Source organism: Paenibacillus sp. J22P165 (assembly GCF_059692015.1).
Window position 1 is genome coordinate 16,089 of the sequence record NZ_JCAUAP010000007.1, and the last position, 26,206, is coordinate 42,294.

The window sequence follows — 26,206 nt, forward strand, 5'->3', positions numbered from 1 at the left end:
CTTACTGCTGTTTGAATGCATTGATCAGATCTGCAGGCGACTGAAGGCCAGTTAATGTGTGATTATCGTTGATGATGTAATAAGGAACGCCTCTGATACCAAGCTTCTGCGCATCGCGCTGTCCTTCTTCCACATGGTCAAGTCCTTCTCCGTCGAGGAGTCTTGCCTTTAGTACCGCAGGATCATTCGTGATCCCACTCGTTTGCGCGATTTCCACAAGCTTGTCCACATCGCCAATATTAACGCCTTCCTCAAAATATGCTGTATACAATCGCTCGAGTAATTGTGACTGCAGATGCCCCGGCGTAATGGCAATCAGTTGATGAGACAATACGGAATTCGGCGTATATCTGACCAAATCCATATTATAATTCAGGTCAAAATGAGCGCCAGTTTGATTATATTGTTTCATTCTTGCTTCGAATTGGGCTTCTCCACCTAAGCGGCCGATCATAACTTTACGGTAATCCTCGCCTTCCTTGCGAATACCAGGATTCAGCTGAAACGCATGATAGCGAACTGTAGCATTCATGCCTTCAGGCAGGTCTTTTAAAGCAGTTCTCAAACTAGCATCACCCATTCGGCACCATGGGCACACGGTATCCATATATACGTCGATCGTTACGTTTTTCATTTACGCCACCTCCACAGGTTTAACTGTCTTAATGTGCTCAACATACGCTTTGCTGCTTTGTGCCAAACGCTCAGGCGTTACATCGGAAGTGTCGTTAACCGAGAAGTGCGGCAAGTACACGGCGCTGATGAAACGCGCGCTTGCTTGAATTGGTGCCAAAATTTGTTCCAATGTTAAACGGTTAGACCCAGTAGGCTGATACGATTCTGTTGTGCCATAAGTCGAGATAGCTACGCCAATTTCTTTGCCAGTTGTTGCTGTCGCTTCCGGACCATAAGCCCAGTTATATTGCAGAACTGCATCGAACCATGTTTTAAGTAGCGGCGGCATGTTGTACCAGTAAAGCGGGTATTGGAAAATGATACGGTCATGCGTTTCGACCAGTTGCTGTTCGCGCTGAACATCGATGTTGGCGCTTGGATATTCCTTGTACAGCTCGTGGATCGTGATATCACCATTCTTTTTAAGTTCGTCAACCCATGCTTTGTTCCAGTTAGATGATTCTAGATTAGGGTGTGCGACGATTACGAGTGTTTTCATATGATTCGCTCCATTCAATTTATAGATTTTTTTGGAAAATGTTCCCACCATTATCTACCTATTAAAAGGTAGATACAGCTCAAAAAAATCCAGCTCATTCTCTTTATTCGCAAAATACTAATGAATACTCGACGTGGTGCCTATGTCGACTTTCACAGCAGTACGCGAAATATTGTTTTGTTTTTGTTCATGTATGCATTCTACCTTTCAGTAGATAGAATGTCAAGAGCCTTTTTCGGCTATACTAGTATCAAGTTAATGAATTTCCGGGAACCCTTCGCGCAAGAAGTTCCCGACCATTATTATTCTTTCGTTCCAAAAGTTCTTTGAGTTCAATTCATATAGCGATATTGCAGGAGTTTCTTCAAATTTGAGATTTTCTGCATCAGTTTCTTTCCTACATTCGTTTCCCTAACCAGTTTACGCTCCAGTTCTTTGTCTACCAATCTTTTTGCCGACAATACATCCGTTCCGTTACATAACACATCTTCTTTTGAAATAAATTTCTGATGGACTACGAGTTGCATGCCAAATGAATTATACAACAAGGTATATCCGGCGATGCCCGTTGTAGATTGATAGGCTTTGGAAAAGCCGCCGTCAATAACAATCATTTTCCCGTTTGCTTTAACAGGGCTCTCTTCACGAATCTCTTTAACTGGCGTGTGTCTAATCCGCATTCATATCAAACTCCAGCAGTTGCGATATTCTGCATTAATACATCATCAAGAGGTTCAGAAGTTACAGACTGCCGCTGGATTCCCCTTGAATGCTTTATTAGTGAAGGCATCGAGCACATAGATAGGCAAAGACATTTTATCACTCCTTCTATTCAATTCATAATGCTTCGCCATAACATTTTAAGTTCCTTTCAATAAATGAAATCTGTCCGGGACTTTAAAGAGGCTGCCTATTCATACCGGCAGCCTCCTTCTGATTTCTTGTTGCACAATCGTTCCCGTTAGCTCAATCCTTTTCTTACTTAAAATATTTAAGATATCCCCAAAGAAGTAAGATTGGGATAGCTGCAAGAAAACATATGGCCAATTGAAATTCTTCGACCTGAGCCGTCGGGAATGGGATCAAGTTCTTGTCATTGGCTCGTGACAAGAACTTGATCCCATAAAAAAAGACCGCGTTTTACGCGGCAATTAATGGGACAATGTTCTTGTCACCCGCCAACTTTTGCCAGTTTAAGCGCAGCTTCTGTTGATACCCCTATAGGAAAAAAGGCTGCTTAGAGCAGCCTAATAATATTATCCCTTAGCTTGTAAAACTATTTTTGATTGCACGGGCTACCTGAATTGTACGCACGGCTTGATGTCTAACTGACTTTTCAGCATCTTCAACGATTTTACCGGACTGATCCACGGTCACACTAGTCCCATAAGGATTACCACCTGAAGCAAAAATAACTGGATCTGTGTAACCAGGAGCTGCAACTATTGCTCCCCAGTGATACATTGACGTGTATAGAGAAAGAATAGTTTGCTCTTGACCCCCATGAGAGTTTTGAGCCGAAGTCATGGCACTAACTACTTTATTCGCTAATTTACCTTGGAACCATAGTCCACCTGTGGAATCAATGAATTGTTTCACCTGTCCTGGCATATTACCAAATCGTGTTGGAATACTAAAAATAATAGCATCAGCCCACTCCAAATCACTTAAACCCACAGTTGGAATATCCTTTGTAGCTTCACTATGAGCTTTCCACACTGGATTGGAATCAATGGCAGATTGCGGCGCAAGCTCGGGAATCTTCAGAACTCTAACATCCGCTCCTGCTTCTTTAGCCCCATCTGCTGCCCAGTTAGCAAGCTGATGATTGGTTCCAGTTGAACTATAATATATGATTGCTAGGTTTACATTTGCCATTTGAGTACGCTCCTTTTTAGTTCCATCTCCAAAAATCTTATCTAAAAAACCCATTATAAAACACCGCCTAATTTTATTTATTAAATTGAATTACTAATTAATAAAACTAAAATCAATTAAATGATTTTTCTTTTTTGAATAATGAATCAATAGAAAGTATATTACTGCCATTTAAGAACAGATAAATAGCAATACCAATCATGGACAGATCAAGTTCGTAACCAGCCATTTGCCCATTCCCTAAGAAACCTACGGCAATTTTCACTTTGAACGTAGCAATCACTAACAAAATTGCCAAGATTGCTGATACCAATCGTGTTCCTAACCCTAGAATCAGTGCAATTCCGCCTATTAATTCTATAAGTGCGACGATATAAGCCATGTAACTCGGAATGCCTATACTAGTGAACCAACCCGCAATATTGTCAATCCCTCCTTGAAACTTAGAAACCCCATGCACAAAGAAGGTGATCCCCAAAATAAATCTTAATATTAGTACGCCTAGCTGAGGATAATTTTTCATCCCTTTAACCCCTTCGCTTATTTTTTTAAAGTTATAAACTTTATATAAGCATAATACGTAGTTTACTTACTTTTGTCAAGTAACTATGTTTAAATGTTTTTGATCAATTACGATAATTTCCATGAACGCGCACTACCCCTTTCCACGAAACCAGCCTGTGCTTCATGTATGTTAAAAAACGGCGCTGATACACCCTGGGGTGCAGCAGCGCCGCAAGTGCAGCTATTCGAATTTCAAAACGACGTTGCCTTTTTTTTCAGGCGCAGTAACAGCTTCCACGGCATGCTTGATTTCGGATAGATCGAATTCCTTATAGTTGTCGAGCATGGACTTCGAACTGCTTCCCACCTCGATGGCGGCTTTCATGTCTTGCCGGCCTGTCCAATCAGGAACCGCAGACAAAGTTGCAGGAACTTGCGCCCACATTACACTCAAAATGACGTAGTCCATCTCTTTTGACAATGATAGAGATGATGAGAACAAATATATTCTAGCTGTCATCTTCATGCGTCATCTTTTTTTATGATTGCTTTTTCTGTTCTTTTTTCAATTTTTCAGGTGTAACATCATTACCTAAAGGGTCTAGTATTGTTAACCCTGAAACTGTATTGATGACTTGTCCACGAATAATTTGAAGATATTCTTGACGTAATTCTTGTCGCTCCTTTAATTCTGTTTCTGTTAAACCATTTTCTTTTTGTTTTTTAGCTAATAGGTTAATTCGATTTAAAATTTCAATCATTTCTTTCTCCACCTTTCTTTTTATAAAAGTTCTTGTGCAAGTAATCTATAAGACTTTAGTCTTGCCTCATGACTATGACTTATCGTCCCAATCACAGCTTCATTAATGCCAAAGGTTTCTTCATGTGCACGCAAGGTATTTGCAACATTTTTTGCACTCCCTACCAGGAGTCGTTTACGGTTATTCTGTATATGCATCTTATCCATTTCGCTATAAGAATAATTCAATGCTTCCTCAGGAGATAATACTTGAAAAGGCATCCCTTTATCTAAAAATAATAAGTTTAAATCTAAACTAGCTGCATGATATTCAGCTTCTTCATCTGTTTCTGCTACCATTACGAAATAACCAACATTAATTTGAGGGTTTTGTAAAAACTCCGAAGGAATGAAATTTGTACGATAGGACTCCAACATTTCGGCAGATAATTGTCCACTAATGAATTGAGCAAATGAATAACCAATACCGAATCGACCTGCTTGTGCAGCGCTGCTGCCACTAGATCCTAGTAGCCAGACTTCAGGTAATGGAGCACCCAATGGAGCTGCTACTGTACGATTATATAGATGGTCATCAGGCATCGTTTCTGACATAAACATCATCGTTTCTGCTAATTTATCGTATTGGTTGAACAGGTTCGGTTGTTTTCCTTCATGTAATGCAAGAGTAGAAAATTGGTCACCACCGGGTGCACGGCCTACACCGAAATCAATTCTACTCGGGTATAATGTCGTTAATGTTTTAAATATTTCTGCCATTTTTAATGGTGAGTAATGCATCATCATGACTCCACCTGAACCAACACGAATTTGGTTGGTCACTGATGCTATATGGGCAATCAATATTTCAGGTGAAGCACTTGCGAAGTTTGCTGATCCATGATGTTCGGAATACCATATTCTTTGATATCCTAAATCATCTACTAGTTGAGCTAATTCAATCGTATTTTGTATAGTTTCATGAGGAGCCTGTCCATTTGAAACTGGAGTTTGATCCAAAACGCTTAATTTCATAAACAAGCCCTTCTTTCATAGTTAATATAGATTCTTAATATCTATAATTGTGCATCCTTCTATTGAACAAGAATCAATTACTAGCAACTCTCCAAAAGTCATCATTTTGGATCAATCCAAACTCTTTTGTTTAAACAATGAATGTTGCTTACTCGATTGATTCTAAAGTAAATTTCATTTATGCTCAATCATCAGTATTGCTATTTTATCGCCTAAACAACAAACAAATTAAATTGTCGTTTATTCATAGAAGCAAGGCTGCCGTTCATTCTCGCGGCAGCCTGAGGTTTGGTAATTGCTATAGTCCGCTGTTAGTTGAACGGATTTTTTCACAAAATAAAAGACCCCTGAAAATTAGGGTGTATTTAGTTCATCTTCTCGGATTAGAATAGCCCCTCCAATAGCGATAAGCAAAGGACTTGATACAAGTGCAATACAAAGCATAATAAAAGAAATCAATGCTGCCATTCGTCCATCACCTCTCTATAGTTAATGACATTAACCTAGTACTCATAAATATCATAATAGTAATGAGTACGTAAGTAACCAACCAATTAATCAGTTATTACTGCCATCCACTACTTAATCTGATAATACCGGTCTGAGGTTGTTTTTGGTTTACACAAATTACGGTGTTATACTCCTCCTCCGTAACTTCATTATTGCCATACCAGCTAACAACGCCCAGACTGGTGTAGATACCCCTAATATATTCACATGAAGCGCAGCTATAATAAAGGTGATGAGAACAGGTAGAATCAGGACCTTATTGGCAAATGAGCTCTTCAGTCCTTTAAAAAACAACCCCAATAAAGAGAATCCTGTCATCATAGTTACAAATGATGATGGCAAAGCATGTATCTGATTAATCACACGCCATGACAAGGCACCAAAACCTATGACAATCAAGCTTGAAATGATTGCTGCCACATATCTTTTCCCCTTGGGTCCCGCATCCTCACTACTGCAGAGAGCGCTCATCAATCCTCCGACATTCGCTGCGCTCCCACCAAATAGACCCGCGGCTACACTTGAAAATCCGGATGCCGTAAGAACTTTATTCACAGGAGGACGAAATTGATTAGCTCTCAACGATGCAATCGCTACTGCAAGATCGTTACTCAAAATTAACAAAGACATCGGAACTGCAATTGTTAATAAACCTTCAAATGTGAACTGAGGAACCACTAGTAACGGAGGAATAAACACGGACTGCGGTAAGTCAGTATACTGGTATTCGAAACTAAGGCCGATTAGAACCATGAGACCAGTTCGGCATGTGTTAAGCCGGCAGAATCCGCTGCTTGAATGACCATGATTGCTCCACTGGTACAAGCTAGAAATGCAGACATAACACCAGTCATTATTGTTTTTGAACCCATAATAATATCCTCCCGCTTACCATTAATAGAAGAAAAACCATTCAAAGTCACTGAATGTTAAATGATAAAGTCGAAATATCGGTTATTTTTCATAGATAAGTGGTATTATAAAAATAAAATTTGACTGGTTTGATAGAATATTCAAGGGGAAAAGAAGATGTGGAAACCTGATCGAAAAAGTAATATAGCTATTTACGAGCAAATTGCCGACCATCTCGAGCAAAGAATCTCATATGGAGAGTTTCCTCCGGGCAGTTTGCTACCATCCGAACGGAAACTTGCTGAACAATTTGATGTGAATCGTAGCACCGTCATTTCGGCATTCGCGGAACTACGATCCATGGGTATTATCGAAAGCCGCACAGGTAGCGGGACTCGAGTAAGTACATCCAAATGGGGAACCACTCCGAAGAATACTCCAAACTGGAGTCGGTTTGCCGAAGGAAGCAACTTTCTTCCTAACCCAGCTTTTTTACGAAGGATCCGTGAAGCACTAGCTCAAAATCCATTACTGATCGATTTTGCAAGTGGTGAACTATCGGCTGACTTAGCTCCAACAGATGAAATCACTGCATTAATGGGTGAAAATGCCTATACATCTTATTTGGGTTACGATAACCCCCAAGGTTCGTTGCCATTAAGAGAGGCTTTAGTAGAATATCTGAACAAATATAGAGGTATTCGAACAACGGCATCCTCAATTCTCATCACTTCGGGATCTCAGCAATCGTTATTTTTAATCGCACAATGTATTCTGTCTCCAGGTGATGCAGTTGCAATTGAAGATCCATCCTATTGCTATTCGCTTCCTATGTTTCAATCCGCTGGGCTGCGTTTGTTCCGCTTACCGGTCGACAATCATGGCGCACAGCCAGAAGATATTCGCGCTTTATATAAAAAACACCGTATAAAGATGGTGTTCTTGAATCCGAATTACCAGAATCCAACTGGAACATTACTAAGTAATGAAAGGCGCAAACAACTTCTTGATATAGTTTCTGAATTAGGAATCCCCGTTGTAGAAGATGATCCATTTAGCTTAACTTCGTATGAAGGCGTCCCTCCTCTGCCTCTCAAATCAATGGATTCTACGGGTTCGGTGCTATATATTGGCTCCTTCTCCAAGATTGCAGCTTCTGGCTTACGAATAGGATGGATGGTAGCACCTCACGCCATTGTGGAACGGCTAGCCGATGCTAGACAACAGATGGATTTTGGATTGAGCATTATTCCACAGCAGGTAGTCGGACAATTTTTACAGTCATCATATTTAGGTCCACATTTGGAGCGATTACGTATAGGGCTTCAATTTAAACGGGATTTACTCATTCAGTCCATAGAGAAAGAGCTTTCAGGTCTAATAGAATACGTGATTCCAAAAGGAGGATTGCATCTGTGGTGCAAATTGATACCGAATGTTTCAGACAGTAAATTGTTAGAAGAGTCCATTAAGAAAGGGATTGTCTTTGTACCCGGAAGTGTTTATGGTTCCGATTTGGGTTATGTGCGGTTTACATTCGCCAGAACGAAGCCGGAAGAGATTGCACTTGGGATATCAAAATTTGCTCTTGTATTACGTCAGTTGATTGAATGAAAACTTTTTTAGATGGAAGCCATACTTTTAACATAGGTGTTTTATTTAATTATCCCCTAGTATTTTGTTTATCATAGAAATCTCATTAAGATGAGTATGAATTCCTTTGCCAAACACAATGTATCCTTCTTTGTCTGCGTAAGGATACCTAACTTCAAATTCATCCGAACCCATGAGTCCAGCGATCTGAAGAGATACATTTGTTTGTTTGGATTTTGAATTTAATATTGCATTCATTGATCCATACAAATATATGGACCCATCTTGTAATTTGGTTTTAGTTAATATAGAGGTAGAATTAACTAAAATAGATATTTTCTCATTCCCATTCATCAATACACCACTTCCAACAGGATATACTTCAGGGCTATCCTTGTTTAGGACAGGCTTTAATCGTAGACTTAATTGTAATCTAGCACTTGGGTTTAGATGATTTATAATAAGCGCTGGAATTACTCCCTCCAGTTGATTAGAACTTGTACCTACTTGCGTGTTCAACCAATACTCTGCTCCTCCCACCCATTGTAACCGTTCAAATTTATTATCTACTTTTGGCTCTTGATGTCTTGAAAAAAAGGCTATCATAAGAGCGATGGCAAGTAATATTCGCGCCCAAAACCAAATTGTCATATTTTTTTGCTTCATCGTGACTCGTAACCCCTACTCTTAATTTCTTTACTTGATCAACTAGCATTACTAATTGTACTCATCATACTGTTGTATGACTGGTATGTGACCATCCAATTAAGTTGGAATATCCCCATCCAAGTTCATTATTAAAGTAATGAGCTGTATTTGCTTAAGTTTTGCTAATCCGCGATTCATTTAAAACAAATAAAAAAGACAACGACTTCGACTTTTGCGAAGACATTGTCTTTTTATTAATCAACCGTGTACCAAATAAATGCGATTAGGGCTAGTAATCCAGCAGCAATTGCAATCACATAAAAAGCAGTAAGTCTGACCCATTTCACACCAGTTTTTTGAAAGTATGTTTGATCCCCTTCACGGTTTTTACGAGAAAAACCGACAATGAAAGTAGTAACTAAACCAAATAATAAAATAATTGAAAATATTATATAATACAATGATGAACTCATAAGCAACCACCTTTCTTTTTCTTATTGCAAATTCCAATCTCAATCGAATTATAAATGAAATACTTCTTCAACTCATCAACCACTTTGGTTCATTTTATACCATCCAATTTCGAATCATTTTGATGAAAGGTCCCGTAAAGAATCGAAACCATTTAAATATTTAGATACAAACAAGCCGACCATCAGACTGTATCTCTTGTTCTTCAACATCATTGAGACAATTACAATAGCAATAATAATCAACAATGTCTTGGTTAATTTCTGGGTAAAGTTGAATCCCTTGTAACTCCGAAATCTGTATTTTTCCTTATTTAAATTGCTTATATTTATTAATGAATTCAGGTATTTGGTCTACACCCTCCATCCAAAAACCATAACAAGCTGTTGCTTCACCTTCAGGCGATGTGACATTCGACTTTTCGGTTGGAGAAATATAATAAGCAATAGACGATATCGGCAAATTAGAAATATCGTCAATTATTTGCCATTCACCCCAGCTAGTTAAAGGTGGAGTATCTTCATCTTCATAAATGGAATCGGACGTCTGTAGTCGTAGATAAAAACTCCCATCTTTAATATATCTAAATACACTTTCATGTTCTTCATAAAGTACAATGTCCTGATGAAATTCAAATCCAATTTCTTTAATCGCCGAAACAAACTCGTTTTCAATCTTATTTAATTCTACTTCATTTATCTCCCCGTTTAAAAACTTGCTTTGTAATTTGCCTCTGTTCATTTAACATTTTACCCCTTAGCTAATAGAATATTTGTCTTATTACAACCCTCTTCTATTTACCCATATTACCCTTTTTACCAAGACCTCGGGTTGTTGAACTATGCTGCCGGTTAGGTGAAAAAAAAGGCTGCCTATAGTGCCGGCTGCCTCCCATTGCTGTGTATTGAACAAACGTTCGCCGTTAGTGGAATGTTGACTACTTGACCCGGTCTCGGCGGATGTTTATCGTCCAAACGCCCATGCCACCATCAGCGGGAACTCTTCTCTCCACATCACATCGTCGTGCGACGCGATCCGCTCTCTCATTTCAATGTCCGCACCTGCATCGCGCAGTGCAGCCGCCCACCGGGTCGCGTTCTTGAGGAAGAACGGCTCCAGTGTGCCAGCTACGAGATATGTGCGCGGTAGCGGGCTTGGCATCACGGCAGGCGGTCGGTAGCCGCCGCCTGGCGATGCGGAGAAGACAGTACCGTAAATGTCCGGATGCCTAAGCCCTATGGCGAGTGACAGCTCTCCACTCGCAGACACGCCGCACACCGCGGTGCGTTTGGCTGGCAGCGCGACGTTGAAGCGCGATCGCACCCATCGGCGGACGTCTTCTACGAAGAACCTCTCATGTGCCGCGAACCGTTCCTGGTCGAACAGCGGTGAGTACTCATGGATGCGCACCATCTCATTTTCATCAGACGCTCGGTAGGCACCGACGATCATCGTGGGCGGTACGTCAGCTGCCTCGAGGTACTCACCCCACTGTGAGATAAGCTGACCGTCACCGGCGAACACGATTGCCTGGGGTGGATCCGGAGGGACGTATACCGTAACCTGACGACCACCATCATACTCGAGCGTCTCTGTGACGAGCTCTCCTGCGATCTTCATATCTCGCATCTCCTGTATTCATAATTAAACTTATCTCGTGTAACGCATGAGGGACTGTATGTTCCAATTTATTATAACTCAGTGTTTTAATAAACCGCTCTAAAATGCGTTCAACTATAGTTTTCAGTTCGTTGAATCTCAAACTAACAATCGATCCAATCCAATTGCACTGATTAATAATCGCTCCTTCTTAGTTCCGAGCATTTTTTGTGTCCAGTCTACAAACCCTCCATCACCAATGTAATACTCCTTATCCCCGATTACTGTCTTTATAGTGAATTGCAGACCTTTATAGTACTGATTTTCTTTTTGAGAACCTTCACTAACGGCCACATCATTTAATTCAAAATTATCTCCGTATTCAATAATTTTTGTTATTAAACCTGAGCTGTCTGTATATCCACCTCGCTCACTAAAAATAACCTCGATCTTAGAGTTGAAGAGTGATTTGAAAATAGTTCGGTAAACTTCTATATGTTCCCACAATGCCTTTTTCTCAAAATCGTATGATCCCTGGTCAACTCCAGAGGTCACCATACCGAATAAGTGAAAATGAGCGAGCATTCCTGGAGTATCACCAAAATACTGTGCTCTTACATGTCTATGAGTAGTACAAAATCGCATATAATCCTCTCTAGAGGATTTATGGTATTTAATCAGATCAGCGATATGTAACGCGATAAGATTCGTCGCATCTGAAACAACTTCCGTCCCCCGAAGTGCGGAAATAACCTTATTTTGATCGACTGTACCCACTACAGAGGTACAGCCCAATGGGGCAACAGGTGACAACTGTAGTGGGGTTACTCCCTGACTAACAGCTACTTTCAGAATATCCATCTCCAATTGTTTTAGCTGTAGCGGTTCTAGCTTTGCTGGATGGACAAACCGATTTTCTATGTATCTCTTAAGTAGGTCATTTGGAGAAGACTTTTTTACCTTCTCATTAAATACCTTCAAAAAAAGTGTATTCAGATCGCTTCCCGAAATCTGTTCTGTAAGAAGAGTTATCAAATCAGATTTCTCAAGTCTTTTCAGTATTCTTTCAAGATCTGCTGAAAGTGTAGGTTTCAAATAACTCACTCCTTCTCTCGTCTGGAGACACCCAATGAATTAGAAATTTGTAGAATATTATATTAGGAGAATAGGCTATGGTCAACACGAATTACCATATTACTATGCTTGTCACGCTATCCTGCCCTTTAACATAGAAACCAAAGGAGCAGATGCCATTTTTCTAGTTATCATGGTTTTTCGCAAATACCACTCTTTCTATTGAAAAAGAAACAATCTGACACCTTTATAGGTGCCAGATTGTTCGATAGATCTTTTTATCAGTATCAAATGAAGATACGCTTTCTAATACATATGCCTCTACCTCAACATAGTGCAAATACTTACTTGGTTACATTGACAATCATCGTATCACTAGATGTGGCACCCGCGTAGTTGACAAGCTCAGCGCGATACACAAAGGTGCCTTTTGCCTTATTGGCTGCAACCATCACAGCCGATTGGGCATTCGGAGTGTTATTCGTCAATGCTTGTGTATAGATGAGAATCCCATTCTCATATAAATTATACGTCGTCCCATTCATACCCCACCACATGTTCATGTTGATATTGAAACTTCCGTTACCATCCCAGTTATCGTTGGATAAAACCGGTTTGGCTGGCGCTGCTTGCGTTACGTTTACAGTGTACACACTGCTCTTCGTTGTCCCATACGCATTGGTAAGCTCAGCGTAGTAACGATAAATGCCATTCGGCTTATAAGTAATTGAAGTAACGGTTGATTGGGCATTTGGCGTGTTCTCTGCAAGAATCTTGGTTTCGATTAATACATCATTTTCATAAAGCTTATAAATCTTGCCGTTTTCTCCGTACCACATATTCATCAGAATATTAAAATAACCATCCTTAAGGCCAGTATCAACCCCATTGTCATCGGAAAGGACAGCTGTGCCCGGCTTAGCTTTACTTTTGGATACAATATTGTTCACAGTCGCCGTAGCTGTACCCTTTGTCCCGTAAATATCGACAAACTCGAAAGTAAAGCTCCCATTGAAGTAGAAGGAATAGCTGTTTGCACCACCATTATTCGTGATGGTTACTGGTCTATTCGGTGTAATGGTTGCAACCACTTTGTCTGATGTAGAAGTAATTTGGCTGTATGTTACCATTGCAGTCAGAGAAGATTTATCAATATTGCTTACGAGATAATTGGTAACATTCGATATATTACCGACTGCATCCATTCCTCTTGCGTACACTGTACTGTTCTCGGAGATAACTACAGGTGAATCATATGCCTTCCAAGCGTCCTTATCTCCTACTTTGAATTCCTTCACTATCGCATCGGATGGATAACTGATCGTAACGGTAACGTCCTTATTGGTTGGTACTGTAACGTCAGCTGACAACACGGCTTCGATCGGTGCAATGGAATCGACGAACAGCTCGATGGAGGCCGGCTCCGCTGAAATTCCCGCCGAATCAATTGCTTCAACGGTAATCTTATTATTGCCTTGCGCAAGCTGCAGGGGAGCGGTAAATCTCAAATCTGAACCAACTGAAACAGAAGTTCCGTTTACTTTTACCGTCGCCGCCCTATTCAAGGTGCCCGTAATTGAATAATTCGCTTGAGTTATGGAGCTGCTTTGTTGATCCAATGTAAGGACAAGCGGACCTACCCACTGTTCATTGGAGAGAACAGAACTTATATAAGAGTTTCCTTCCTTCTTCACAGTGAGTGTAGCGGTATAGGTTTCAAACTTGCTGCCGTATTTCGCTGTGATTACAACTGTATATACCCCATCGTTTATTTTGCCCTTCGATTGCCAGCGGTAGAAGCCCCTTGGGTTGTTGGCATCTGGAGCCCTGAAATCTTCTAGAGTGGGCACAACCAGATTGCCGTTGGAATCATAAACTTTAGCGGAAGAGAGAGTAGCGCGATCCCCGAGAACAAACCAAGATATCCAAACAGCACTGGCCGCACCTGTTCCAGGTATCGGATCCGCTTGGCGGATTTCAATCAATTCGCCCTTTTTAGCATTTACAGTAACCTCACAAGTGGCACTGATGCTGCCAATCGTCGCTGTAATGGTCGCCTTCCCCTCTAAATATGCGGTTACAAGCCCGTTTTGGTCTACTGAAGCTATATCCGAGTCGCTCGATGTCCAAACAACGTTCTTATTAGTGGCATTGCCGGGTAATACATTGGCGATAAGCTGCCTTTTGTCTCCAGCGTAAATTGTAGTAGTGTCAAGATTCAACACGATTTGTTTTACGGCCACTTCCGTGGTGTTTTTCACATAAACCAATACCGGGACAGAGTTGCCATCGTCAAGCTTAATGATGAAAGCTCCTTTACCAATGGGATATTGCCAGCCCCTAAAATCTTCTTTGATCTTGGTCATGTCGCTGGTTATTGTAAGGGTAAGCACACCGGCCGTTAGAGTGCCGGATGTATGGCCAGACGCGTTTTTAACGGTGAAGAACTCAGCTTCATTGTTCTTGAGCAGGGTATAACCCATACCACTGGGCACTGAGTCGCCTACGAAAATCTCAATGGTTTTCGTCTGGTTACCATCAAGCTTAAGCTCATAACCATCTGCGTTCAAGTAATCGATAGGCCTGTATGGCATTAGATCCATATGGCCGTTTACGTCATACTCTAAAGCACCTATGTCGGGGGCCCCGCCTTTATAGCCTTTGCTGAAGTTGGGAATCACCCAACCGTCGTCTACACCAATGCTATCGGCCATAAGGCGGTAGTCGCCTCTCTCCGGGTTTACAAACGCAGCCTTGGCTGTTTCGCCGTCATAACCCGTAAGTGCTGTAAAGCCGTGTTCTTCTTTAGGCTCGCCGACATATGTGTTAAGCTGTATCGCTCCATTAGAAATATCATAGTCGAAGCTGGAGCCGGGTACAGCGTACACATGGGCCATGCCCACCAGTTGAGGGCTGACTAGTTCAATTATGTTATTTCTATAAAATGACCTGTTGAATAGCCCGCTAGTATTCGCTATACCACCGCGCGCGCCAACAGCGCCTTCGGGGAGTATGATTGTATTGTTGAATACATGATCCAGGCCGCGATAGTGATACCAGTGCGCAGGTTTCGAGGGGCTTGCATCGGCTGTGCCATGCTTTAAACCGCCAACGGTATATTCAAGCTGATCCCCCTGATTGGTAATAAGGTTTCTGAACACGTATATAGGGCCTAGCGCACTGCTGTCAAGGCTTATCGGCTGGCTTGCGGCTTCTATTTTATTGCCGTAAACCCTAACGTTCATAGAGCCGCCGTCAACCTCAAGCCCATCGGCGTTCGCGCCTAAAACATAGTTCCCGTAAAGATCGGAGTCCCAGCCTATCCCACCGTCATAAGCGGAGTTGTTATAGGTTGAAAGGCCATAGCTCCAGTATTTGTCGTTGCCCGCTACAATGTCATTATAGCGAATAACAACGCCTTCGCCGCCCCTTAAATAGAAACCGTCCACGCCAAGCGGATGCCGCTCGCTCCATCCATTTACACCGGAGTTGCTGCCCCAGCCTGTGGCTGAGCCTTTCGGGTCATGAATATAGTTTTTCTCAACAAGGATATAATCTACATCGCTGATGCGGATACCGGCATCGGTGTTGATAGGCCGTACGTTAGCATCATAGAACCACCCCGTGCGCCTGTCCACTATAGTCCTTCCGCCGGCGTCCGCACCAGGAAGATTATTGCCCAGATAATGCGTGCCGTACCTGCCGAAGCCAGAGACATCGCAATTCACAATGCGAATATGTTTTGCCGAGCTGTGAACGGTTATACCGTTACGCAAGCCGCCTCTTACAATCAAGCCGTTAAGTTCAACATACTCAGAGTTGCCCAGGACGACCGCATCCAAGAACTCGTCGGTGGCGTTAATCACGATTCCGTTTTTGTTCGTTATTTTAATCCATGCGTCGGCGGTACCTTTCAAGCCCTGAAGCGATAAAGGTTTGCCTGCTTCCGCCATCTCGGGAGTGTAGAAATCGCTTATGTCATATTCAGTAGAAGAATAAGTGATTTCTTCACTCAAAGTTGTGATTGAAGCTTCTTTGACAATATTTTTACTTTCAATCGTTAGCCTTACTTCATATGTAGTGCCCGGTTCAAGCCCCACGATAGAACCTCTGAAGTTATTGTAACGGTCGTCATACATCATGTTCATAGCTTTTTCCCAATTATTTTCGCCCTGTTTTCTGTACTCTAGGGTATGATCTGTGTTAAAGGGGATTGAAGCCGTTACCGATGGTACCCAACTCGCGGTGGGTTTCCAATCAAACCGTTCGTTGGCCGGATAATTATAGTCAAAGTACACGCTGATATTTTCAAATGTGGCTCTCAACATCAGTTCATTATTGGTATAAGGAACAAATTTTCTAAAGAAATTTTCGTTATATACGTCTGAACCGATCCCAAACCGCCCCGCCTTCGTTGTAACGGTAGTTTGGAATTCATACGGGGGCCTGCTATCGCTAGGCTCAATCCGTACCCTAAGTAGCTGAGTTTCATTCTCGTTAAGATGCCCCACGCTACCTACAAAACCCGCCTGTCCGGGGAAGAATATTGACAACTCATTAACAAATTGCGGTTCGGGCACGATTACCCAAGCAAATCCTGTGTTTACAGTATCCATCTGTGGGCTGAATAACTGCTCAGGATTATTTGACCGGCGCCAAACCGTTACTTTAGCGTCCGGGTCGTCAAGCGGGATTTCATACCTCCCGTCTCTGGATAAGCCGTCGGTTTTTATTTGATTTGTTGTGGCTTGCGGGATATTATTCACATCGTACAAATTAACGTCAAGCGTAACAAAAGCTTTTACCGCCGAGGAAGTCGCTTCTATATTCAGGCTTATAGCGTCCTCGCCAAATACCTCTTTATACACCTTTACTAGGGTTTCAAGCGGTATATAGTTTAAATCGCCTTCCCTGTAAATCTGCGTACCTGTTGGTAGATTAATTCTAGTCCCATTGCTTCCGACACCACTATTAGCGTTATTAACGGTAACAAAGCTGTCGCCATGCTTGGCTATCATTTCATAGTAGTCATTTTTCATAGCAAAGCCGCTGCCGTCAAGCAAATTGTAGGATACCGCGCGAAAGTCGTTTGCCGTTGCCTCCGACGCTACCCAAAGGATTCCATTTTCATCGTACTTATTACTGTCAAGTACGCGCACGAACAGGCCGTTTACATACACCTCAACCTTTTCGTTGCTAATGGTACTCGCGAACGCTGTATGCGCCATTAGGCTGCCAACAGGTGATATGAACGAGGCCAGCAGCGACACGATAAGTGCTACCACCAAGAACTTCATTTTTAGAAAAAATCTGTTTGTCATTCCTACTCCCTCATTTTCTTAGTTTTTTGTTATTTTCGGGGATTACGCTGGGTTCGCCGTTCCATTTTGTGGTCTCCAACCTGCTTTAATTAAAATTATTAAAGAATCCACCTTTATTTATTGAAATTGCAATTTTTTTCATCCCCCCGTTACATGGGAGCACTATATACCTCCTCCAATGCACTTGAATGCGGAACCAGAAGTGGAAACGTTTACAAATTCTCTTTGAGTATACATTGCCTTGTTGTCATCATTTGAGTCTGCTCCTTTTTGAAATCGTAATTATGATTCCATTGTAGCCTCATACTTTTGTAATGTCTTTGCCCTGCATTGTGTTAAAATGTTGCTGTATTGCGATGCGTGAAAAGGAAGTCATTCTACTGACAACTGCATAGGGTCAAAATAGATCTGAGTACGGATACCTACAAATCCTACGAACGCTCGAAGTTTTTATTTGAACCTTCTATTATAGATAACATGCTGGTCACATTGCCCAAATTGCAGTGCTTTTTCCGATCCTTATGGAAAGATACATTACCAAAAGCCGTCGCACAATGTTGCGACGGCTTTTGTGATAAGTGTATTATGTTCATCCAACTTACATTATTGAACTTGAAGTTCCCAACTTGTTCCTTTAAATGTAGTAAAATACTGCATTGTTACCCTAGGTCTGCTCATATGTTTTAATAACTCTACTGAAAATCATTGTTGTACAAAATACGTTAAATTCTTAAGTTACTTCAACCGAGATTCTATCAAAAACACTTTTAACGCCCAAAACCAACCTTTTTTTTGCCGACCAGTTTCTTTTTCAGGCACCTTTACACCTCCTTCCTTCATTAGGAAAGCTTGCAGTCCGAAATTTCCTTGATTCCATAGGAACTCCAATTAACTAACAGCATAATTGCATCACGAGAGTGTTGTTCATCATCAATGATTAATACCTTCATTATAGTAGCTACTTCCCTTTTAATGAGGAGTATGCTTGTAATTATAAATCAATATATTTTGTAGTCGATATACAATATTGACATATTTAGGGTTATATATTGGCTTATTATGGGAATTGTTTAACGAGCAACTACTACGTTCTACTGCCCACCTGTTGAAGAAATCTACCCTTTAGTCAAAGATAATGGTGATATGCTGGTGGTCTGAAATAATTTCCTGCAGCCAGTCAAATATAGTAGGTCCTACGCCACTCTTGGCTTGTCGCAGTTCTTCCGCAACGAGGGGAGCATTTGAAGGATGGCATCTTAGTAATCGCTCTTCAAGCAGCTTTACTGTCTCCGAGTACCCTAAACTTTCCTTTAATTTACTGAAATTCTTCAAAAGGATTGAGAAAGTTTCATCGTCCTCTATATCACCGAATCCCCCTTTTAAAATGTCGTTAAAGGCATCTAAATTTCCATTCCATTTATGATTCCCTGATAATACATTTTTGGAAGACTCTTTACAAAAGTCTTCAAAGTTGGAAATCTGATTTCCATCTATAATGAATGTCTTACTCATTCGAAATGCTCCTATTCCTTATTCATATTTAAACAATCCTGCCCTTTAGCTTAATAGGCTGCGCTGCAGCTTGTTTCCATGGAGTTCTCGTATCCTTAAGGATAATAAAGCAATCCGTTGATTGTTCGAATACATCATTTACAAATGCCCTATAACGGACAAGCACTCTCCTGATAACTTCATCATATCTTTAAATAACCCAAAAACGCTCATAATCAGTTTGGAATTCATGAATCCTTCCTTTATAACACTTAGTAATATCCTCAATTAATTGTCCTGTTTCAAGGTATATTTTATTAATACAGACTCTAATATTTCGAGTAGTTCCTTATTCGACTCGAAGATACCAACCCTCCTACAAGTATGAATCAAAATAGTGTAATATAGATATAAATTAGCACGGAAGCCAGATACGAAGGTTACCTCCGGAAAATTCATAATGCAAAAGTAAAGGGGGATCTGCGCATGGAGATCATGACATTAAAAAATCATTTACAAGTCGTGCTGAAGCCAGATTCGTCTTCGCGCAGTGCGGTCTTTGCCTACGCGATTAAAGCAGGATGTAACATGGAAGTAAGCGTCCCTGCCGGGACTGCTCATTTTCTCGAACATATGCTCTTTAAAGGCAGCGCCACGAAAACGGCAAAAAAGATTAACCAGGACGCAGCGGACCTCGGTACGCTTCCCAATGCCTATACCTCGGAGGATGAAACCAAGTACTACATCCAGGTGCAAAGCAAGTACGGCATGGAAGCGCTTGACCTTCTATCGGACTTTTTTTGGCAGCCGGCGCTCCCGGAAGAAGAAATCGAAAAAGAAAAGCAGGTCATCATCGAAGAAATTCATATGTATGCCGATCAACCGTCTTCGGTTTCCGGCGAGGTGCTCGAAGGTCTGTTGAAGCGAAGCTCGCTTCTGGGTACTAAGAAAAGCGTGCGGAAGATCCAGCGCTCACATCTCCTTCAGTTTTATAATGCGCACTATCACACAGGCGCTGTGATCTTTGTAGCGACGGGCAATTTTGATGAATTTGCGGTGCTCTCCTACTTGGAACGCCTAAAAGTTCATCAACCAAAGGATCGTACCGAGCAGGAGAGGCGTGAATATGATCTGCAGCAAAAAGAGGCGGTTGTCAAACGCAGCGTCAAACAGGCGCATATTTCATGGGCAATTCCGGTAGCAGGTTACGGGAGCGGCGATGAGCCGGCGCTTGAAGTTATTGCCACGATTTTAGGAGCGTATGGAAATGCGTCTTCTCGTTTGTATGATGAGATTCGTGAAGAAAAGGGACTCGCGTATGCGGTCGATGTGGATTACGAGTCTTTTCATGACCGCGGCTACCTTTTGGGATATATGGGACTGCCGGCAACGTACGTAAACGTGGCAAGAGAAATTCTATTTAAGCACCTGGCGGATCTGGAGACAAGTCTCGTCAGTGCTGCGGAGCTCCGCCGCGCCATCGCCTGTTTGACCGGACAGCTGGTAATCGGTATGGATGATGTGCTCACTCAAAATGATTCTCTGAGTTATAGCACACTGTATGGACTGGAGTTTGATGTTGATGCTTTCGTAGCCAAAATAGAGGCGGTGACCGCAGATGAGGTACTACAAGTTGCGCAGAAATATGCCTTGGCTGGAAACGTCTATGTGGCATCCGTGGTGCCGAAGACATGGAGCGCCATCGAACAACTTTCTTAAAACCTTGTTAAAATGCGGTCCCGTCTTAATCGTTTTTCAATTTGGAATCACAACTGAACAACTAATATTGGATTTTTATTAAATATAACTTCTCTTATTGATACTACTGCCGTGTTCTCCGAATCATTGAATTTCCATTTCTTCTTTATCATTTAACTATTAAACTCCCTCTAACAATACCCTTTTTGTTTGAACTATTCTTTGAACGAAAACAGGAAGCTGCTACATCAAGCTGCTCCCTGTTTATTGTTGTGCTATCGTTATCCCGTTAGTTCAATGGTTACCCCACTCTATACCTGCTAGCGGTAAAATAAACTCTTAATACCTATACATTTTTTAAAGCAATATTTATTTTAAAAATGTCTTATATCCAACTCCCATTTTTCATCGTTATCCTTTAGTTTAATCCTATTTTTTCCATAATCGTGTTAATAAAATCCGTTTTTGTGTGGGAATACGCAATTTTAGCGGTTTGATGCGTTCGAGTTCTTTTAGAGTTTGGTATTCAAACAATGCCTCATTGTCATTCAATAAATAATCACGGAAGACTTGCCAACGTCCCAATCAACTTTCAGGGAAAATCCACTGTTCTGGATACATCCTTAGTTTAGCTGGGGTATGAATATCAAGTAGATTCAAAATAGCTCTGTAAAAAGCAATATTCTGTTTACCATTCAAAGAGTAAGTAATTTTATAGAACACATTCCCCTTACCTCTTACTTTTATAGGGGTTTTAACCTTATTTACACTTTCAACTTATAAAACTTGTCCTCCTAATTTTCCTATAACTAAGTGTATTTCTGTTTTGTGTTGTTTGTTAACTGATAATCTCTTTTTTACTAATTTTTTTAAATGCAGAGTAATCCAGATCAGACTTAATAAAACTTAATATCTTTTCGGCACACTCTATTGGATTCAACTCTTCAGTATTAACTTCAAGGTCATATTCATTAAAACGATATACTTTGCTAAACTGTGAAGCTGCAAGTCCAATCTGTCTATCTCCTCTTGCTTGCTCTCTTCTTATGAGTTCTTCTTTCGAGCATATTACTCCTATAAATAATGTTGGCTGATCGAAAAATTGATCAAGAAACGCATTAAACCTTTTGTCATTGTTGAGTACAGTATCTGCTACTACATTAAAACCCAATTCTAATAACAATTTAATTGTCGCAAGGTACAATGTGAGAATGGAATCATCAAGTATTTGTGAGACAACTTGATGATCTATTCCTCTTGGCGGTTCATCTGGAAATTTATTATTAATAAAATCATTGTAATTATTAAAAAAATCATCAATTGATAAATGATAAAAAGGAATCTCTTTCTGATTTATCAATTCTGTCGATATGGAGGTCTTTCCAGAACTTGAAGTTCCATTTAGAAAAACTAATATCCCTTGCTTCAAATTAATCATCCCTTCAATTAATAATCATTGCATATTTTTAAGATAACGACCATACGAGCTTACTTGTTATGGATTCTTCTTCTAATTTCATCCAATAGCAAAGCTAATCTAATCTCTATTCACCATACTACTAATAGCACTTTAATTAGTAAATCTACAATTTTCCATGGAATAGATATACACTTTTCCCCGATATGCATGTACACTTTTTAAAATAGTGATACTACAAATAATTAATTGCCAATGTGACTACTTGCTTACTGTCATGTAAATCGAGACCACGCATAACTGCCCATTAGTTCAACAAAAAGAGGCAGCTAATAACATGTCAGTTGCCGCTGTATCTTATTCATCTATCATAATCCGTTAGAGCACTCCAATGTGCTCAACTCAGATCCAACTTGTGCTGCCGCAACAATGCTGAAATATCGACACCGTTTATCGTCAACCCTTCAATATCGCAACTTTCAATACTGACTCCTCGTAAATTTGTTTCGCGCACGACGGCATCCTCCAAATTGCATGAAGTAATGACCTGACTTGTCATTTTCCTGCATTAATTACTAATTATTTGCCCGCTCATCCTTCGCGTAAAAAGCCTGTTATTTGACAGAGGCAATGATGTAATCGGAGATCAAATCCTTCGTATCCTTCTTATCCAAAGAAGAGGACTGCAGGTTGGCCGTGACTACCGCTACCAAGTCCAGATCAGGGACTATCACGATATACTGTCCGCCCGCACCGGAAGCAAAGAATGTAGGGTAGGATTTATCAGTGGTTTTACTTTTAAGCGTCTGCACCCAGAACAAATATCCGTAACCGCGAACGTCCTTAGACATGACTTGTTGCTTCACGGATTCCTGAACCCATTCCTTGGGGATGATCTGCTTGCCATCCCAAGAACCATTCTTCAAATACAATAAACCGAATTTTGCCATCTCGTGAGGCGTTAGGTACAATCCGCTTCCTCCACCATATACCCCGGTAGCATCGGCGTCCCATTTTTGAAGAAGGATCCCCATGGGCTTAAATAGATTTGTTTGGGCGAAATCTTTCGTGCTCATTTTGGAGGCTTTGGCAATAGCGCCTGATAAGAATTGGGGAATGCCCGTATTATAGGAAAATTTCTCGCCGGGTTGATCCTTCATCGGCTTCTTAATCGTATAGTCCATCCAATCCTTGCTGGAAAAAAAGGCTTCATAGTTGCTGTCAACAGGTTCGAGACCGTCAGTCAAAGTCAATACATTCTTGACAGTAATGGATGCTTTTTCAGGAGCGTTCCCATCGGTAAAATATTGCGGCAGTAAGTCCGACAGCTTTTGATCGGGACCTTTCAGAAGCTTTTGGTCAATAGCAATGCCCGTCAAAGCCGACATGACGCTTTTGGTTACGGAATAAACAGGATTGTAACTATTACTATCCATGCCTTGGTAGTACTTTTCGTACACCATGTACCCGTGCCGGACAACAAGCAAACTGTATACATTGGGGTAGTTTTCATTGATTCGTTTTTCTGAAGCTGCAAGAATACTTGAATCCAAGCCCTGTTTCTCAGGGGAGGATGTATTCCACTTGTCTGTTGGCCATTTAAATCCGTCATTCAGGTTAGCTGTGGCAACGTGACTGGAGACGGACGATGCATCTTGCGTACATCCTGCAGTAGATAACAGGATGCCTGATCCTACTGTTAAAACAAGTAGGGATTTGATCGGGAGTGAAAAGACGAATTTATACATAATAATTCCTCCAACTCATGTATTTGGGAAATTAGTTCTGATTTGAAATTTTTCTACCCTTTTCCAACCATTCATCAGTCATAAATTTCATCGCTGCTATCCATTTTGGATTTGTTTCGGTTCATATAAACCATTACTTTACTTCACTTTCCAACTTAAAAATCAATTCGTTCGCCATACGTTTATTTAAACGATATTTTTCTACTTTACCAAGCTTATCGGATAACTCAGTTATCTTTTTGATCTGTGTATTTGTTGGTGGTTGAAGCTCAATAAATCTTTCGTAATTTTGATAAGCTACTTTAAGTGCTGTTTCAGGTGAAAGTAAATCAATAGTTTCGTAAAGTGCCTTTGCTGCTTGTTCAGTTGTTAAACCATATCCCGAGTCGGTAGACAACATAAACCGATCTGGAAATTGCTCTATAAGTGGTATGAAGTCCACTAATTTGTTGCTGCTGTCGGGGTTATACGACGTAAATCCTGGAAAAAAGTCAATATATAAATTTGAGTGCTTTTCCAATATCTTTTTAATGTTAGCAGGAGAGTTATAAGCATTCGCATGCCCAAAAATAATGTTGGTATTAGGGTGCTCATTAAGCGCTTCCTCAAGATGCACAATTGCTGAACCGTTTGGTGGATCGATATGCAAAAGAATCGGTACATGGTAATCTGCTGCCAACTCATAGATTTGCGGTAAATATCCGTCATTTGGATGAGCGGCTTTCCACTTTACTTTGGACACAACTGGCGATGCCGTAGACGCGGCGGCGACTTCTCCAATGTTCAAATAACCCTGCTCCAATTTTTCCTTAATAATGGATAAGCCTTCTGGTTCATAAATTGGAAAACCTGCGAAGGAGGGATAAATATTAGTTGGCTCTAATTGATAGCGTTGCCAAGCCAATAGATCCGTAGCTTGTGCACTTGGTTCTGATATATCCCCAAATAACACGATTCTGTCTATTCCATATTGCCCCCACTTACTTACGACATTCGGATTACCAGCATCGTGGTTATGGATGTCAATTAACGTAAGATCCCGATAAATCTCATATAGTTCTTTTCCAGAATTTTTATTTTTACGAATGTTTTGAATTAATTGCAGATCATGCTTAGGAGAATATTCGTTTATAGGCACAACGATTGATTTACTAGCCGATGCTGACTCAATCAACATATTGTTGACGGAATTTGTTGATGAACATCCAATCAATACGAGAAAACTAATCGAAAATATACAAACTGTCATTTTACGTTTCTTTTGTTGCATGACCATTCCTCCAATTTCAATATTTTCTTACGCTTTTTCCTTCGAATAATTGTGGCATCACTCTTACCGTTTTACCGCTGCCACCATTTATCAATTCAAGAAGCAATTCTGCTGCTCTTACCCCGATTGCTGCATTATCAATGACAACGGATGCCAATGGCGGATTGTAATATTTACAGACAAATAGACCGTCATATCCAATGATTGAGATGTCTTTTGGAACAAGAATTCCTGACTCAGCCATTGATGAGATTGCCCCCATAGCCATTAAGTCATTCGCAAAAAAAACAGCTGTTATTGCAGGATTGCTTTGAATCAGCTGATGAATGCTATCTTTTCCACCGCTCCCCGTGTAATTACTCCAAATGATTGCAGTGTCTGATATTTGCAATTGAGATTCTTCCATTGCTTTTTGAAAACCCTCAAATCTTTCGTTGCTAATCTCAAAATTTTTAGGACCATTAACGAAACCGATCTGTTTGTGACCGTTATCGATCAGGTAACGTGTTGCCATATAGCCACCCATGACTTCATCCGTGTTAATATTGGAACAGAATCGAGTTAAAATAGAGCTTTCGAGCACGACAGTCGGATTATTTATGCTTTTGATATCATCATATATCGGGTGGTTTTCTCTAAAAACGCTAACAACGATACATCCGCTCAAATTACGCAGGTTTATGATATCGGTTATTTCTCCTCTTAAGTAACTGTTCGAATTAATTGTGTAGATGATCGCTCGATAGTTAAAAATAGCTAAAGTCTTATTGATGTGAGGAAGTAATTCGAAAAAGGCAGGACGTGCCTCACCGTCACCGTCACTCTCGTTTAGTATAATTCCGATTAGTTTGCTCTTTTGGCTTACTAATTCCTTTGCAGCGATATTTGGCACGTAGCCCAGTTCTTTGGCTATCTTCATAACACTAGTTCTTGTCGCACTTTTGACGCCATAATCACCATTTAGTGCCCTGGATACCGTACTAACGGATAAGTTGCACTTAAGTGCTATATCTTTAATAGAAACCCTCATATACTATCTCCATTTCGGGAACGTTTGCAAAATATAATATCATACTAATGCATATACAATAGGAATTCAACTGATTTTAGGGAACGTTCTCTAAAATATTTTGAGTTGTCAAAAGCGGATTGCCAGAAACGAAAACAGGCGATGGATCTGTTCC

At 40.8% G+C, this 26,206-nt stretch carries 22 protein-coding genes and 1 pseudogene; 2 read left to right on the forward strand and 21 right to left on the reverse strand.

The window, feature by feature from the left end; genetic code table 11:
- Position 1: 1 nt before the first annotated feature.
- The 10 genes and pseudogenes from AC58QM_RS17435 to AC58QM_RS17480 all read right to left on the reverse strand — a co-directional run bounded on the left by AC58QM_RS17435 (position 2) and on the right by AC58QM_RS17480 (position 6,712).
- Positions 2-634: a DsbA family oxidoreductase gene (locus AC58QM_RS17435; RefSeq protein ID WP_497286084.1), complete on the reverse strand. Its 633-nt coding sequence runs from the start codon at positions 632-634 to the stop codon at positions 2-4.
- Positions 635-1,174, reverse strand: coding sequence for an NAD(P)H-dependent oxidoreductase (locus tag AC58QM_RS17440; RefSeq protein ID WP_497286086.1), 540 nt, complete (start codon positions 1,172-1,174; stop codon positions 635-637).
- 332 nt (positions 1,175-1,506) lie between these two features.
- Positions 1,507-1,842 (reverse strand): annotated as a pseudogene (locus AC58QM_RS17445) (fructose-bisphosphatase class III); the annotation flags it as partial.
- A 595-nt stretch (positions 1,843-2,437) separates the two neighbouring features.
- Positions 2,438-3,106 carry an NAD(P)H:quinone oxidoreductase gene (wrbA, locus tag AC58QM_RS17450; protein WP_497286088.1) on the reverse strand — a complete coding sequence of 223 codons (669 nt, stop codon included), beginning with the start codon at positions 3,104-3,106 and terminating at the stop codon, positions 2,438-2,440.
- A gap of 58 nt (positions 3,107-3,164) precedes the next feature.
- On the reverse strand, positions 3,165-3,575 hold the full coding sequence (locus AC58QM_RS17455) for a DoxX family protein (RefSeq protein WP_497286090.1): 411 nt from the start codon (positions 3,573-3,575) through the stop codon (positions 3,165-3,167).
- A gap of 222 nt (positions 3,576-3,797) precedes the next feature.
- Positions 3,798-4,076: a hypothetical protein gene (locus AC58QM_RS17460; RefSeq protein ID WP_497286092.1), complete on the reverse strand. Its 279-nt coding sequence runs from the start codon at positions 4,074-4,076 to the stop codon at positions 3,798-3,800.
- 19 nt (positions 4,077-4,095) lie between these two features.
- Positions 4,096-4,317, reverse strand: a complete 222-nt coding sequence (locus AC58QM_RS17465) for a DUF896 domain-containing protein (RefSeq protein WP_497286094.1) — start codon at positions 4,315-4,317, stop codon at positions 4,096-4,098.
- Between the two features lie 20 nt (positions 4,318-4,337).
- Positions 4,338-5,330 carry an LLM class flavin-dependent oxidoreductase gene (locus tag AC58QM_RS17470; protein ID WP_497286095.1) on the reverse strand — a complete coding sequence of 331 codons (993 nt, stop codon included), beginning with the start codon at positions 5,328-5,330 and terminating at the stop codon, positions 4,338-4,340.
- Positions 5,331-5,957: 627 nt separating this feature from the next.
- A complete protein-coding gene (locus tag AC58QM_RS17475) occupies positions 5,958-6,593 on the reverse strand; it encodes a benzoate/H(+) symporter BenE family transporter (RefSeq protein WP_497286097.1) in 636 nt (211 codons plus the stop codon).
- Positions 6,584-6,712, reverse strand: a complete 129-nt coding sequence (locus AC58QM_RS17480) for a hypothetical protein (RefSeq protein ID WP_497286098.1) — start codon at positions 6,710-6,712, stop codon at positions 6,584-6,586. Before AC58QM_RS17480 ends, AC58QM_RS17475 begins: the two co-directional genes overlap by 10 nt.
- A gap of 157 nt (positions 6,713-6,869) precedes the next feature.
- Between AC58QM_RS17480 and pdxR the strand changes: the two genes are divergently transcribed.
- Positions 6,870-8,306 carry a MocR-like pyridoxine biosynthesis transcription factor PdxR gene (pdxR, locus tag AC58QM_RS17485; RefSeq protein WP_497286100.1) on the forward strand — a complete coding sequence of 479 codons (1,437 nt, stop codon included), beginning with the start codon at positions 6,870-6,872 and terminating at the stop codon, positions 8,304-8,306.
- A 45-nt stretch (positions 8,307-8,351) separates the two neighbouring features.
- Here pdxR and AC58QM_RS17490 read toward each other — a convergent pair whose 3' ends face one another.
- The 7 genes from AC58QM_RS17490 to AC58QM_RS17520 all read right to left on the reverse strand — a co-directional run bounded on the left by AC58QM_RS17490 (position 8,352) and on the right by AC58QM_RS17520 (position 18,910).
- The gene (locus tag AC58QM_RS17490) at positions 8,352-8,951 is read right to left on the reverse strand and encodes a hypothetical protein (protein WP_497286102.1); all 600 of its coding nucleotides are present in this window, start codon (positions 8,949-8,951) and stop codon (positions 8,352-8,354) included.
- Positions 8,952-9,187: 236 nt separating this feature from the next.
- Complete coding sequence (locus AC58QM_RS17495) at positions 9,188-9,406, reverse strand: hypothetical protein (protein WP_497286104.1); 219 nt, start codon at positions 9,404-9,406, stop codon at positions 9,188-9,190.
- Between the two features lie 307 nt (positions 9,407-9,713).
- Positions 9,714-10,145 carry a hypothetical protein gene (locus AC58QM_RS17500; protein ID WP_497286106.1) on the reverse strand — a complete coding sequence of 144 codons (432 nt, stop codon included), beginning with the start codon at positions 10,143-10,145 and terminating at the stop codon, positions 9,714-9,716.
- 222 nt (positions 10,146-10,367) lie between these two features.
- A complete protein-coding gene (locus AC58QM_RS17505) occupies positions 10,368-11,024 on the reverse strand; it encodes an alpha/beta hydrolase (RefSeq protein WP_497286108.1) in 657 nt (218 codons plus the stop codon).
- A gap of 138 nt (positions 11,025-11,162) precedes the next feature.
- Positions 11,163-12,098, reverse strand: coding sequence for a hypothetical protein (locus AC58QM_RS17510; RefSeq protein ID WP_497286110.1), 936 nt, complete (start codon positions 12,096-12,098; stop codon positions 11,163-11,165).
- A 323-nt stretch (positions 12,099-12,421) separates the two neighbouring features.
- A complete protein-coding gene (locus AC58QM_RS17515; RefSeq protein WP_497286112.1) occupies positions 12,422-17,398 on the reverse strand; it encodes an Ig-like domain-containing protein in 4,977 nt (1,658 codons plus the stop codon).
- A 1,122-nt stretch (positions 17,399-18,520) separates the two neighbouring features.
- Positions 18,521-18,910, reverse strand: coding sequence for a barstar family protein (locus AC58QM_RS17520; protein WP_497286114.1), 390 nt, complete (start codon positions 18,908-18,910; stop codon positions 18,521-18,523).
- A 465-nt stretch (positions 18,911-19,375) separates the two neighbouring features.
- Here AC58QM_RS17520 and AC58QM_RS17525 point away from each other — a divergent pair, with 465 nt between their 5' ends.
- Entirely contained in the window at positions 19,376-20,608 is a 1,233-nt protein-coding gene (locus AC58QM_RS17525) for a M16 family metallopeptidase (RefSeq protein ID WP_497286116.1), read from the forward strand.
- A gap of 817 nt (positions 20,609-21,425) precedes the next feature.
- Here AC58QM_RS17525 and AC58QM_RS17530 read toward each other — a convergent pair.
- The 4 genes from AC58QM_RS17530 to AC58QM_RS17545 all read right to left on the reverse strand — a co-directional run bounded on the left by AC58QM_RS17530 (position 21,426) and on the right by AC58QM_RS17545 (position 26,052).
- Positions 21,426-22,016 carry a chloramphenicol phosphotransferase CPT family protein gene (locus AC58QM_RS17530; protein ID WP_497286118.1) on the reverse strand — a complete coding sequence of 197 codons (591 nt, stop codon included), beginning with the start codon at positions 22,014-22,016 and terminating at the stop codon, positions 21,426-21,428.
- A gap of 602 nt (positions 22,017-22,618) precedes the next feature.
- Positions 22,619-23,752 carry a serine hydrolase domain-containing protein gene (locus tag AC58QM_RS17535; RefSeq protein WP_497286120.1) on the reverse strand — a complete coding sequence of 378 codons (1,134 nt, stop codon included), beginning with the start codon at positions 23,750-23,752 and terminating at the stop codon, positions 22,619-22,621.
- Between the two features lie 133 nt (positions 23,753-23,885).
- Complete coding sequence (locus AC58QM_RS17540) at positions 23,886-25,022, reverse strand: amidohydrolase family protein (RefSeq protein WP_497286122.1); 1,137 nt, start codon at positions 25,020-25,022, stop codon at positions 23,886-23,888.
- Between the two features lie 16 nt (positions 25,023-25,038).
- On the reverse strand, positions 25,039-26,052 hold the full coding sequence (locus AC58QM_RS17545) for a LacI family DNA-binding transcriptional regulator (RefSeq protein ID WP_497286124.1): 1,014 nt from the start codon (positions 26,050-26,052) through the stop codon (positions 25,039-25,041).
- Positions 26,053-26,206: the final 154 nt, after the last annotated feature.

What these genes read in the sequence shown, in the direction of transcription:
- AC58QM_RS17435 (WP_497286084.1), bottom strand. Translation starts at nt 634, where the DNA reads ATGAAAAACGTAACGATCGACGTATATATGGATACCGTGTGCCCATGG.
- AC58QM_RS17440 (WP_497286086.1), bottom strand. Translation starts at nt 1,174, where the DNA reads ATGAAAACACTCGTAATCGTCGCACACCCTAATCTAGAATCATCTAAC.
- wrbA (WP_497286088.1), bottom strand. Translation starts at nt 3,106, where the DNA reads ATGGGTTTTTTAGATAAGATTTTTGGAGATGGAACTAAAAAGGAGCGT.
- AC58QM_RS17455 (WP_497286090.1), bottom strand. Translation starts at nt 3,575, where the DNA reads ATGAAAAATTATCCTCAGCTAGGCGTACTAATATTAAGATTTATTTTG.
- AC58QM_RS17460 (WP_497286092.1), bottom strand. Translation starts at nt 4,076, where the DNA reads ATGACAGCTAGAATATATTTGTTCTCATCATCTCTATCATTGTCAAAA.
- AC58QM_RS17465 (WP_497286094.1), bottom strand. Translation starts at nt 4,317, where the DNA reads ATGATTGAAATTTTAAATCGAATTAACCTATTAGCTAAAAAACAAAAA.
- AC58QM_RS17470 (WP_497286095.1), bottom strand. Translation starts at nt 5,330, where the DNA reads ATGAAATTAAGCGTTTTGGATCAAACTCCAGTTTCAAATGGACAGGCT.
- AC58QM_RS17475 (WP_497286097.1), bottom strand. Translation starts at nt 6,593, where the DNA reads ATGGTTCTAATCGGCCTTAGTTTCGAATACCAGTATACTGACTTACCG.
- AC58QM_RS17480 (WP_497286098.1), bottom strand. Translation starts at nt 6,712, where the DNA reads ATGGGTTCAAAAACAATAATGACTGGTGTTATGTCTGCATTTCTAGCT.
- pdxR (WP_497286100.1), top strand. Translation starts at nt 6,870, where the DNA reads ATGTGGAAACCTGATCGAAAAAGTAATATAGCTATTTACGAGCAAATT.
- AC58QM_RS17490 (WP_497286102.1), bottom strand. Translation starts at nt 8,951, where the DNA reads ATGAAGCAAAAAAATATGACAATTTGGTTTTGGGCGCGAATATTACTT.
- AC58QM_RS17495 (WP_497286104.1), bottom strand. Translation starts at nt 9,406, where the DNA reads ATGAGTTCATCATTGTATTATATAATATTTTCAATTATTTTATTATTT.
- AC58QM_RS17500 (WP_497286106.1), bottom strand. Translation starts at nt 10,145, where the DNA reads ATGAACAGAGGCAAATTACAAAGCAAGTTTTTAAACGGGGAGATAAAT.
- AC58QM_RS17505 (WP_497286108.1), bottom strand. Translation starts at nt 11,024, where the DNA reads ATGAAGATCGCAGGAGAGCTCGTCACAGAGACGCTCGAGTATGATGGT.
- AC58QM_RS17515 (WP_497286112.1), bottom strand. Translation starts at nt 17,398, where the DNA reads ATGACAAACAGATTTTTTCTAAAAATGAAGTTCTTGGTGGTAGCACTT.
- AC58QM_RS17520 (WP_497286114.1), bottom strand. Translation starts at nt 18,910, where the DNA reads ATGAGTAAGACATTCATTATAGATGGAAATCAGATTTCCAACTTTGAA.
- AC58QM_RS17525 (WP_497286116.1), top strand. Translation starts at nt 19,376, where the DNA reads ATGGAGATCATGACATTAAAAAATCATTTACAAGTCGTGCTGAAGCCA.
- AC58QM_RS17535 (WP_497286120.1), bottom strand. Translation starts at nt 23,752, where the DNA reads ATGTATAAATTCGTCTTTTCACTCCCGATCAAATCCCTACTTGTTTTA.
- AC58QM_RS17540 (WP_497286122.1), bottom strand. Translation starts at nt 25,022, where the DNA reads ATGCAACAAAAGAAACGTAAAATGACAGTTTGTATATTTTCGATTAGT.
- AC58QM_RS17545 (WP_497286124.1), bottom strand. Translation starts at nt 26,052, where the DNA reads ATGAGGGTTTCTATTAAAGATATAGCACTTAAGTGCAACTTATCCGTT.